Raw genomic sequence first — 9,601 nt, forward strand, 5'->3', positions numbered from 1 at the left:
CTTGGGGGCGTTGATCAACAGGTATTCCATCACCGTCCACTCGCGCGGGCCGAGCTCTATCAGCTGGCCGTTGGCGCGGGCCTCGCGGTTGGCCGTGTCGAGTTCAAGCGCGCCGAAGCTCAGGGTGGCGCTGGTGGCGGCCTGCGAGCGGCGCAGCAGCGCGCGCAGGCGCGCCAGCAATTCGGGCAGCTCGAAGGGCTTCACCATGTAGTCGTCGGCGCCCAGGTCCAGCCCTTGCACGCGGTCTTGCAGCGCGTCGCGCGCGGTCAGGATCAGCACCGGCATGGTCAGGCCGCCGCGGCGCAAGCGCCGGGTCAGCTCCAGGCCGTCGATGCGCGGCAGGCCGATGTCGATGATGGCGGCGTCAAAGGTCTCGCCCTGCAGGACTTCCTCGGCGCGTTCGGCGCTGCCGACCCAGTCGACCGCATAACCGGCGTCGCTGAGCCCCAGCTTGATGCCGCTGGCCACCATCACGTCGTCTTCAACTAAAAGAAGTCGCACCTACGCTCCCCCCCGAGGCGCCTTCGGCGCCTCCCCCTCAAGGGGGCGCCACCACTGGCCCGGCAAAGCCGGTTCCACGGTGGCTGCTTGCGAAGAGTCTGGGGATGTAGTCACGAGGTGTCTAGTGCGATCTAATCATGGTCCCGTAGGCTTGGTCGGTCAGGATTTCCAGCAGCATGGCGTGCGGCACCCGGCCGTCGATGATGTGGACCGAGTTCACGCCGCTCTTGGCCGCGTCCAGCGCGCCTTCGATCTTGGGCAGCATGCCGCCCGAAATCGTGCCATCGGCGAAGAGTTCGTCGATCTCGCGGGCGCTCAGGTCGGTGAGCAGCTCGCCGGCCTTGTTGAGCACGCCGGGCGTGTTAGTCAGCAGCACCAGCTTTTCAGCTTTCAGCACTATGGCCAGCTTGCCGGCCACCACGTCGGCGTTGATGTTGTAGCTTTCGTTTTCCTCGCCGAAGCCTATGGGGCTGATCACCGGGATGAAGGCGTCGTCCTGCAGCGCCTTGACCACGCTGGGGTCTATGCTGAYGATGTCGCCGACAAAGCCGATATCGTGCTCCTTGTTCGGGTCGTCCTTGTCGACCATCTTGAGCTTTTGCGCGCGGATCAGGCCGCCGTCGCGACCGGTCAGGCCCACGGCCTTGCCGCCGGCCTGGTTGATCAGGCCGACGATGTCCTGTTGCACCTGGCCGGCCAGCACCCACTCGACGACCTCCATGGTTTCCTCGTCGGTGACGCGCATGCCCTGGATGAAGTGGCCTTTTTTGCCCAGGCGGTTCAGCGCCGCCTCGATCTGCGGGCCGCCGCCGTGCACCACCACCGGGTTCATGCCCACCAGTTTGAGCAGCACCACGTCCTCGGCGAAGTCCGCCTGCAGGGCCGGGTCCGTCATGGCGTTGCCGCCGTATTTGATGACCAGGGTCTTGCCGTGGAACTTGCGGATGTAGGGCAGCGCCTGGGCCAGGATTTCGGCCTTGTCGCGCGGGCCGACGTGGGAAAGGTCAGGATCAGTCATGGGAGTGTCGCTCATGGCCAAAGGTCTAAAAAGGGAGGATGGCGCAATTGTGCAGCATTGCCGGCACCCGGGGCGGGTCAGCGCAGGGTGGTCAGGTAGGCCGGGTCGAAGCGGCCGGGCCGGTAGCCGAAGTCGGTCGTCGCATCCTGGTGGTCGAACACCAGGTCGGCCTGCATGCGCAGCGCCATGTCAGCCGTCAGGTGCGCAAAGCGCGGATGCAGGCGCGCCAGCCGCACGGCGATGCGGAAGGCCCAGATCGGGACGGGGATGAACACCGGGCTGCGGCCCAGGGTTTCAAAGATACGCCGCACCATGTCGACATAGGCAAGCGTCTCGCCGCCGCTGAGGTTGTAGGCCTTGTTGTAGCTCGCGGGCGCGTCCAGGCTTTGCACGCAGGCCAGCGCCAGGTCGCGCGCATGCACCGGCTGGCGGCGGCCCAGGGCCTGGCCGAAGCGCGGGAAAAAGCCGAAGCGGCGTATCAGCCGCGCGATGTCGGCCACGTTGCGGTCCCCGCCGGCGCCGCCGTAAATCAGCGTGGGCCGGAAGATCGTCCAGGCCATGCCCAGGCGCCCGCATTCCGCCATCAAGTGCTCTTCGGCCGCGATGAGCTTGTTGACGACCTCCAGCTCATACGGGCTGGCCGAGGCCAGCTTGGTGAAGCGGCTGGTCGAACTGAAGGCAATCACGCGCCGCACACCGCGCGCGTGGAACTTCTCGAGCCAGCCCGGCAGCAGCCACAGGCTGGCGGTGTGGATCAGGGTGCCGGCCTCGACGGGAGGCAACTCCTGCTCAGGCTTGGCCAGATCCGTCTCGAACCAGGCCAGACCCGGCACGCGATCTTCCTGGGCCAAAGGCTGGCGCCCCAAGGCGCACACCTGGAAGCCGCGCTGCAGCAACAAGGCAAGCAGCAGCGATCCGATGGTACTCGTGCGTCCCGTCAGAAATACGGCATGCGATGCGGCGTTTGTCATGTGCGGCCCTGCCGGAAATACCGGGCGGTTTCTTTCAGCGCATCATCCACACCCACGGGGGGAATCCATCCCAGGACGCGTTGCGTTTTCGAAATGTCCACCTGCAGCGAATCACACAGCCGCTGCATGACGGCCTCCTGGCCGACCAGCCGGGCACCGCCCCTGAGCATCATGACCGGCACCGGAATAAGCCTGGCGGGCTTGCCCAACGCCACCCCTGCGCGGCGCAGCAGCCCTGAGATCGAAAGATCTTCCCCGTCGCTGGCCAGGAACACCTGGTTGGCGGCGGCGGGATGCTGCACACAAATCGCGATGAGGTCCGCCAGGTTGTCCAGTGCCAGGAAACTGCGCCGGTTGGGCAGAGCGCCCAGCGGCAAGGGCCATCCCTTGACCAGCCAATGCATCATGGATTGGAAGTTGGCCTTCACCCCCCGTCCATATACCAGCACAGGGCGGATAATCACAACTTCCAGGCCGGTCTCGGCGGCGAGCTTTAACAAGCCTTGTTCAGCTTCATACTTGGAGATGCCATAAGGATCGATGGGATGCGGCACATCGTCAGCGGAGAAAGGCTGGCCCACAGGCGTTACCTCGCCATTGACCTTGATGGAACTGATAAAAATAAAACGCCGCACCCCCGCAGCCGCGGCCTGCCGCGCCAGGTTCAAGGTCAGGGCCACATTGGTCCGGCGAAATTCAGCCAGAGGATCCGCTGCGACTTCTCGCATCAAATGGACACGCGCCGCAAGATGAACCACGCTGTCCACGCCATCCAGCGCCTCGGCCCAATCCGTATTCTCGTCAATTTCGTCCATTGACAGGAATTCGAATCCGTCGACGGAGGCAACACGCTTGTGCCGCGCAACTCCGCGCACCCGATAAGCCCTCGCTGCCAAATCAGGGCAGACAGCCGTTCCTATAAAACCGTTGGCCCCGGTCACCAGAACAGTCTTCCCCGTCCCTGCCGGCGCGGCAGGCCGGGCCGTGCCGGCTGCCACGGTTCTCTTGTCGAGCCCGGTATCAGGCCGGCTGCTGAATACGCCGCCCCACTTGCGCCAGTAAAGAAAACCAGAGCGGACGGTCACCAGCCTTGAGCCCCATGAACGATGGGTGTCCCGTGCCCATTGATGCACGACCCTGACCTTGGGGACATAGATGACGCGCGCCACCTGCAGCGCCCTGCGGCCTATATCCGCATCTTCGTAATGCAGGAAGTAGTCCGGGTCAAACCCCCTGATTTGCCGCAGCACGCTGGTTCGGAAAAACATGCAGGCACCCGTCGGGTACTCCACGTCAAAGATCGGCTTGTCATAGTCACAGTCCAGCATCTCAAATTCCGCAAGCGTCGGCTTGAACCACGATTGCAGCCATTTGGGGGAAAAGCTCCGCAGGAACATCACCAGCAAAGTGGGATGGCGCTTGCAGAGGAAGTGCCGCTCCCCGTCTTCGCCGAATACCGCCGGGGTCAACAGTCCCGTCTCGGGATTGTCTTCTAGGAAACGCAATGCTTCCCGCAGCGCGTCGGGTGCCAGAAACAAATCCGGGTTCACCACAAGGTGATAGTCCGAACGGACTTCTTCAATGACGAGGTTGTTGCCCCTTCCGTATCCCACATTACCGGGCGAGCGCAGCAGATGCACCGTCCAGTCGGGCATGGCGGCGCGGCGTGCCTCGAGCCACTGGCCAAGATGCTGGTGCAGGGCAGCGTCGCAGGAATTGTCGACAAGCGTCAGCTCCAGCGACAGGTCGCGATCATCCCTGGCCACACGCCCGGCTTCCTGCAAGGCGAACAGGGTGCGCTCCAGTGTTGCCAGATCCGGTTTGTAGAGCACCAGCGAGGCGCTTAGAGAAAGACGTGTCAATTTTTTTCCTGGGCGCTGTCTGCTTCAGTACGGAGAATGATTCTGGCGGGAACGCCAACCGCAATCGCATGGGGAGGCACGTCCTGCAATACCACGGCATTGGCACCGACTTTGGCGTGGTCCCCGATGGTGACGCGGCCAATCACTTTGGYTCCCGCGCCAAGAACCACATGGTTGCCGATGACCGGCCGCAGCGATACGGTAAAACCGTTGTCCGGCTCCGCCGTGCCCAGGGTGACGCCTTGCAGGATGGTGACATTGTCGCCAATCTTTTCGGCGCCCAGCACGGTCCCCACGGTATGCGGCAAAAACAGCCCGCCGCCTATCCTCACCTGAGGGGATGATTCGATACCGAAAATGGCGACATTGGCCATGGTGAACAGTTTGGCCACCACCCCCAGCCGCCGCTCAAAGAAAAATTCCGCCAGGCGGATCAAGACCACCGGCGCCATGCGCGGGTTGAAGCAACTCCCGACCAGCCTGAGGGTGGAAACCGGCCCGGTATGTCCGATAAATCGCTGGTAACGCTCGATGTCCGCCCGTAGATTTTTCACAACACCACCCTTTTGTAAGCAACCAGGGATGCGGCGGCCACCGCCGGCCCCACCAGCAGGCAACACCATTGCGCAATGGTCCAGTCCTGCGCGGCCCCCGCACCCGTCAACGCCAGTGCCACCAGGGGAAGGGTTGCCGCCAGCAGAAAAGGCCAGATCTGCCTGCGCCGCATCAACGGGTTTTTGTATCCCGCATATTCCACCACAAACACCAGGTAAAGAAAGTTCGGCAGCACGAATGCCCAGGCCAGCGCCGCCAGGGAAGAAAAGCCCACAAGCGCGAACTTGACGGTCGCGAGGAGGCTGAGGTTGAGCGCCAGGTCGGAGAGAAGCAATACGCGTGAATTCCGGGTGGCAAGAATCATGGTTCCATAGACCCATGAAATACTGCGGCAAAGCACCGCGACCACCAGCACGGCGAGGACCTGCCCGGACGGCTGGAACTCCGCGCTGTACAGCAGCTTGATCAGCGGAGCTTTCAAAAGGACCATGCCATAACAAACCAGCACACCACCGGCCATGACCAGGTAGGCGGTTTTGAGCATGCAGGCCTTCTGGCTTTGCGCGTCGGTGGCCCGGGTCAGCAGCGGAAGGTAAATCGCGCTGCAGGCGGTCAGGAACAGCGTGGTGTAGTTAAAGGTCAATGTCCACCCCGCATCGAACAGGCCGGCAAAGGCCAGCCCGCGCGCCTCGATCACCCAGGACCGGATCAACAGCAATGCCAGGGTGGTGGAAAGCGCCGCCGCAAGGTTGGACAACGCGAACCTCAGAAAGACACGGCTTTCGGCCTTGGCCAGCGGCGGCAATGCGGCGGCAAGCCGGGGCAAACGCGAGATCCCGAACAGGCCCGCGAGACAGGTGATACCGAAGCACACCACAAAAGACATGGACAGCACAAAGGGATCGGGCGGCAAGCGCCACCACCATGCAAGCGCCAGCAGCATCACGAGTGCCGCGGGCCCGGCTATCTGCGCCAGGGCAAGATAGGGATAGGAGCGATAGCCATTGAGCACCGCCAGCGCATAGGTCCCGGCCACATTGAGCAGCACGGCCAGCGCGAGCCAGCGCACCGTGGCCACGAGCGCGGGCGTACTGGACGACAGGAAAAACTGGGTCAGCGCAGGCGCGGCGGCGAGTATTGCCAGCACCACCATGACGCCGGACACACCGACAAGGCGGGCCGCCGTCGCGCGGAATTGCCTGCGGGCCGCTTCTTCCGAACGCTCAGACAAGCCCTGGACGACGGAATTCGTGCCGCCAAACGTCGCCCCCACCGTGGCAGCCTGCGCCATCTGCCTGAGCTGCGAGAAAAGCCCGACACCTTCCGGCCCCATCCACAGCGCAACGGCCTTGAAGCTGAGCAGCCACAAAAAGGCCGAGCCGAACACGCCCGCCGTGCTGATCAGGATTCCGCCCCTGAGGCTTTGAGAGGGCGTGCTCATGGGCGCGCCGGCGTCAGCCGCCACGCTGCGGTGCCGAATGCGAACGCAGGCGCGTCAGCAATAGGCCCCAAATAAAGAACGCAAAAATTCCCGGGTAGGGCTGCCGCAAGGTCACCTTGAAATTGCTGTCCACCAGCACCATGAACGCCACCAATGCAGCAAGCCACCAGGTTTGCCCAGGCAGCGTTTTTCGGGAGCGGTAAAGCAGGCAAGCGGTGAACACCATCAGTGCCAGCAGCGGTACCAGCGGCACCAGGCCGAAGCTGTAGACAAAATCCAGGTACCAGTTGTGGGCGCTGGTTTTGACTTCGCGCGGCAGCGGCTCCGTATGCCCCAGCAGCATGGTGTGATTACTCTCGCTGATCCCGTCGCGAAAAAGCTTCCAGTCACCCAGGCGCTGTTCCAGATTGACGGGCATTTTCCCGTCGGCCAATGTCTGGAATTTCCCCAAGTACTGCCCATTGTCATCAATGATGCTGGTGTTTTTCTTCGCGATGCCGTAGTAGAGGCCAATTACCAATCCGGCAGCCACGATACCCGCGCCAAACAGGATGAAGCCAATCAGCCGCCCCGTCTTCAGTTGCCACATCTTCCGGACAAAAAACACGATGACAAACGCGCTGTAAAGCCCGATGGCCAGGAAGGATGCGCTGGCAATGGCATAGATACCCATGACCGCTGTCAGGAAGCGCAATGCCACCCGGTACTCGTCCCACAAATGCACCATGACGAAACAGAACGCCGCCACAAAAATGACGGGTACAAACTGGAAGTGCTGGTAAATGCTGAACAGGTAGAGGTTGTGCGTCAAGGTCAGGGTCTTCTGCCACCAGCCCGCGAGGATCTGCACTGGCACAAGCAATAACAGAACCCACATGAAGGCCCTCGGCACAATGCTCCCCTTGTCGGTCACCAATTGCCCGAGAACCAGCCCCATCGTCGGCAGCAGGAATTGCAGTGCGATCAGCACCTTTCTCTGTTGCATCGGCTGATCGACCCCGGCAAACAGCAGGGACACCAGCATCAGTGCGGAAAACGATCCGATGAACATGGCTGCCGGCAAGGCTTGCTTGTAATTCCTCGCAAGGGCGAGTATTCCGATCAAGCTGGCGATGATTGATATCGGCAAAGGCAACTTGTTGATCAGACCACCCGAGTCCGTAATGACTTCCGGGTTGTAGTAAATGCCGCCGGAGAGCTGGAAAAACAGCGGAAACAGCAGGGCAATGGCAATAAGCCAGAGAGTCAAGGGATTGTTTCTGGATGGCATGGTTTTTTTGGGATCAACGGCCCTGAACAATTCGCGCGCGCGGGCCATCGCGAACCCAGGAATCCTGCAGCTTATTTTTTCCAGACGGTCCGGTTGATGTAGTCCACATAGCTGAGCACCACGCGCGTCACCTGCTTGGAAACAGGCCCGGTCTGGTAGTCGTCCACCACCCGCATACGGGGACCCGCGTCCGCATGCTGCGACATGACGACCTGGATCGCCTCAAGCACGCGCTCTTTCCTGAGGCCGCTCATGACCAGCGTTCCCACATCCATGCCTTCGGGGCGCTCGTGCGCGTCGCGTATGGTGACCGCCGGCAGGTTCAGCAGGGAAGCCTCTTCCGTGATCGTGCCGCTGTCGGAGATCACGCAGGCCGCGCCCATCTGCAGCTTGATGTAGTCGAAAAAACCGAAGGCCTTGGAAAATTGGATCAGGGGATCAAAACTCGCGCCTTCCAGCAGGTCCAGCCGCTTGCGGGTGCGCGGATGGGTGGAAACGATGACCGGCATCTTGTATTTTCCGGCCAGCGCATTGAGCGTATCCACCAGGTCCCGCAGGTTTGCCGGTGTATCCACGTTTTCTTCGCGGTGCGCACTGACGACGAAGAACTCCCGCGCCTTCAGGCCCAGCCGGTCCAGCACGTCCGACTTCTCGATCTGCGGCATGTAGTGCGCCAGCACCTCGCACATGTGCGAGCCGGTCTTGATGATGGTTTCGGGGCGTATGCCTTCGGCGATCAGGTACCGGCGGGCATGCTCGGTCAGAACCATGTTGATGTCGCTCAAATGGTCGAGCACCTTGCGGTTGAGTTCTTCCGGGACACGCTGGTCGAAACAGCGGTTGCCGGCTTCCATGTGGAAAACGGGCACCTTGCGGCGCTTGGCGGCAATGACGGCCAGGCAGGTATTGGTGTCGCCGTAAAGCAGGATCGCATCGGGCTTCTCAAGCACCAGAACGTCGTCGGCCTTTTCAATGACAGAGGCGATGGTCTTGGCGGCCGTCTCGCCCGCCACTTCCAGGAAGTGGTCGGGCTTGCGGATTCCGAGGTCATCGAAAAATACCTGATTCAGCTCATAGTCGTAGTTCTGGCCGGAGTGCACCAGCACGTGCTTGACCTGCGCATCCAGTTCTGCGATCACCCGGCTCATCTTGATGAGCTCAGGCCGCGTGCCCACCAGCGTCATCACCTTAAGCATGGAGCGCCTCACGCACTTCCGCGAGTTTCATCAACGTGGCCTTGACGCCGTCGATGTCCAATCGCTCAGTGTTGTGCGAGGTGTAATCGTCCAGCTCGGAAATGTGCGCCTCGCCCTCGACGAAATACTTGTCGTAATTGAGGTCGCGGTTGTCCGCGGGAATCCGGTAATAGCGCCCCATATCCTCGGCCTTCGCCATTTCTTCGCGCGAAATCAGCGACTCGTAGAGTTTCTCGCCGTGCCGCGTGCCGATGATCTTCACCGGTTTGTTGTCGCCGAACAGCTGCTGCAGGGCCGCCGCAAGGTCGGCCACCGTGGAGGCCGGGGCCTTCTGTACAAACAGGTCGCCCTGCTGGGCATGTTCAAACGCATGCAGCACCAGGTCGACCGAGTCCTCCAGGGACATCAGGAAGCGTGTCATGTTGGGATCGGTGACGGTCAGTGCCTTGCCCGCCTTGATCTGGTTGATGAACAGCGGGATCACCGATCCGCGGGACGCCATCACATTGCCGTAGCGCGTTGAACACACCACGGGACCCGAAGCCGAAATGGTGCGCGATTTGGCCACGGTGAGTTTTTCGGCCATGGCTTTGGAGATGCCCATGGCATTGATCGGGTAGACCGCCTTGTCCGTGCTTAACACCACGACGCGTTTGCAGTTATTGGCAATGGCCGCGTTGAGCACGTTTTCGGTGCCCAGCACGTTGGTTTTCACCGCTTCCATCGGGTAGAACTCGCATGACGGCACCTGCTTGAGCGCCGCCGCGTGGAACACATAGTCCACGCC

Annotated in this window: 9 protein-coding genes; all 9 read right to left on the minus strand. The window is 61.9% G+C overall.

Going from position 1 to position 9,601, the window contains the following annotated elements:
- A partial coding sequence (locus AC1D0P_RS16480; protein WP_477677731.1) for a response regulator occupies nt 1–501 on the minus strand: 501 nt, incomplete at its 3' end.
- A gap of 121 nt (nt 502–622) precedes the next feature.
- The gene (gene argB, locus AC1D0P_RS16485; protein ID WP_477677732.1) at nt 623–1,519 is read right to left on the minus strand and encodes an acetylglutamate kinase; all 897 of its coding nucleotides are present in this window, start codon (nt 1,517–1,519) and stop codon (nt 623–625) included.
- 77 nt (nt 1,520–1,596) lie between these two features.
- Nucleotides 1,597–2,490: an NAD-dependent epimerase/dehydratase family protein gene (locus AC1D0P_RS16490; protein ID WP_477677733.1), complete on the minus strand. Its 894-nt coding sequence runs from the start codon at nt 2,488–2,490 to the stop codon at nt 1,597–1,599.
- Nucleotides 2,487–4,352 carry an NAD-dependent epimerase/dehydratase family protein gene (locus AC1D0P_RS16495; RefSeq protein WP_477677734.1) on the minus strand — a complete coding sequence of 622 codons (1,866 nt, stop codon included), beginning with the start codon at nt 4,350–4,352 and terminating at the stop codon, nt 2,487–2,489. Before AC1D0P_RS16495 ends, AC1D0P_RS16490 begins: the two co-directional genes overlap by 4 nt.
- Complete coding sequence (locus AC1D0P_RS16500; protein WP_477677735.1) at nt 4,349–4,975, minus strand: serine O-acetyltransferase; 627 nt, start codon at nt 4,973–4,975, stop codon at nt 4,349–4,351. The genes AC1D0P_RS16495 and AC1D0P_RS16500 overlap by 4 nt, the downstream gene beginning before the upstream one ends.
- Nucleotides 4,903–6,348 carry an MATE family efflux transporter gene (locus AC1D0P_RS16505; RefSeq protein WP_477677736.1) on the minus strand — a complete coding sequence of 482 codons (1,446 nt, stop codon included), beginning with the start codon at nt 6,346–6,348 and terminating at the stop codon, nt 4,903–4,905. Before AC1D0P_RS16505 ends, AC1D0P_RS16500 begins: the two co-directional genes overlap by 73 nt.
- 13 nt (nt 6,349–6,361) lie before the next feature.
- The gene (locus AC1D0P_RS16510) at nt 6,362–7,666 is read right to left on the minus strand and encodes a hypothetical protein (protein WP_477677737.1); all 1,305 of its coding nucleotides are present in this window, start codon (nt 7,664–7,666) and stop codon (nt 6,362–6,364) included.
- A gap of 23 nt (nt 7,667–7,689) precedes the next feature.
- Entirely contained in the window at nt 7,690–8,814 is a 1,125-nt protein-coding gene (gene wecB, locus AC1D0P_RS16515; RefSeq protein ID WP_477677738.1) for a non-hydrolyzing UDP-N-acetylglucosamine 2-epimerase, read from the minus strand.
- Nucleotides 8,807–9,601: polysaccharide biosynthesis protein (locus AC1D0P_RS16520; protein ID WP_477677739.1), on the minus strand; the 795-nt coding region annotated here is incomplete at its 5' end. The genes AC1D0P_RS16520 and wecB, both read right to left, overlap by 8 nt.

It is taken from the genome of Polaromonas sp. P1_G2 (assembly GCF_056405515.1).